The organism is Bacillus sp. JJ1127 (genome assembly GCF_036965845.1).
GTDB lineage: Bacteria > Bacillota > Bacilli > Bacillales > Bacillaceae_G > Bacillus_A.
In genome coordinates, this window is sequence record NZ_JBALQK010000345.1 from 1 (window position 1) to 1404 (window position 1404).

General features: G+C 38.2%; 1 protein-coding gene. It reads right to left on the minus strand.

The annotated features are described in order from the left end of the window. Positions 1-17 precede the first annotated feature (17 nt). Entirely contained in the window at positions 18-1232 is a 1215-nt protein-coding gene (locus V7183_RS24055; protein WP_097896396.1) for a multidrug efflux MFS transporter, read from the minus strand. Positions 1233-1404: the final 172 nt, after the last annotated feature.

The following is a 1404-nucleotide window of genomic DNA, read 5'->3' on the forward strand; positions in this document are numbered from 1 at the left end:
CTATATAATTCACCTCATTAACTAACTTCCAAATGCTCTTTTTCTATCATCTCTGCGCTTTTATTATTAAAATATACCCAAATACAAGCTATAAATAAAAGCGATGCTGTGGAAAAGAATACATATTGAAATCCGGCATGTGCGGCAATCTGTCCACCGAGTACTGGACCGATCATATTCCCTAAAAATTGAAAAGATTGATTGTATCCGAAAATGCGTCCAGTTACATGATTTGGTGTATGTTTTTTTAATAGAGTTTGTACGGAAGGTAATAATCCAGCTTGTGCGATTCCTAATAAAAAACGAAGAATTAATAATTGCCATACAGAGGTCACAAATGCTTGTGGGATAAAAATAATTCCTGCAACAAACAATGCTACAATTAAAGTTTTTTGAGGACCAATGCGATCCGATAACCGCCCCAGTCTAGGAGCTGCTAAGATGACCGCTAAACCTGTCGCTGACATTACGGCACCTGCAATCGTTTCAATATGAGGTGTATGTGCGCCTGCTAAATGCTTTACATACAATGTAATAATAGGCTGAATTGACATATTCGCAAGTTGAATCATAAACGTTGCGACAAATAAGCTCATAATAAAATGTTTTGCTGGAACCATCGTCCATACTTTCTTCGGTTGTGCTTTTTTCTTCTGAACAGAATGATTCGATTCATGTAAGAAGAAAAAGACGATTATAAATGAAAGAAATAAAAAAGCTCCTGTCACTAAAAATACATGACGCATTCCAATTAGCTCAGACAAATATCCTCCGAGCATTGGCCCAAGCAGTGAGCCACTGACCCCTCCAGTTGATATTGTCGAAATTGCCCAACCAGAATGTTCTTTTGGTGTTTCTGCTGCAATAAATGTCATCGCTGTAGAAAGAAAACCAGCTACCGCTCCCATTAGAAAACGAAGCGCGACTAGTTGATACACATTCGTGACAAATCCCATAAGCGTCATGATAATCGCCATGCCAAGACTAGCTCGAATGAGCATCAACTTCCGTCCATGTATATCACCAAGTCTCCCCCATAAAGGTGACACAATCGCACCCATTAGAAAGGTTACACCGAATGCAATTCCTGACCACTGTGCGATATTAGACGTACCCGTTACTCCTAAATCCTCAATATAAAAGGATAAGAAAGGAATCACTAAACTCATACCAGCTGCAGTGGTAAAACAACCAAGCCAACAAATCATTAAATTTCTTTTCCAGCTGGCCATTTTCACACCTTCTTTCTTAGATACCCATTCTACACCTTTTTATTTAAAAAGTTTAGCAATACGATTTAGGAACTATACTTCATTTACATCCTTTACTATATATACATCAATTCAAAAAACGACATCAAACCCCTCTTTTTAGGTGGGAGAGAACATCTGGCCATGCATAGAA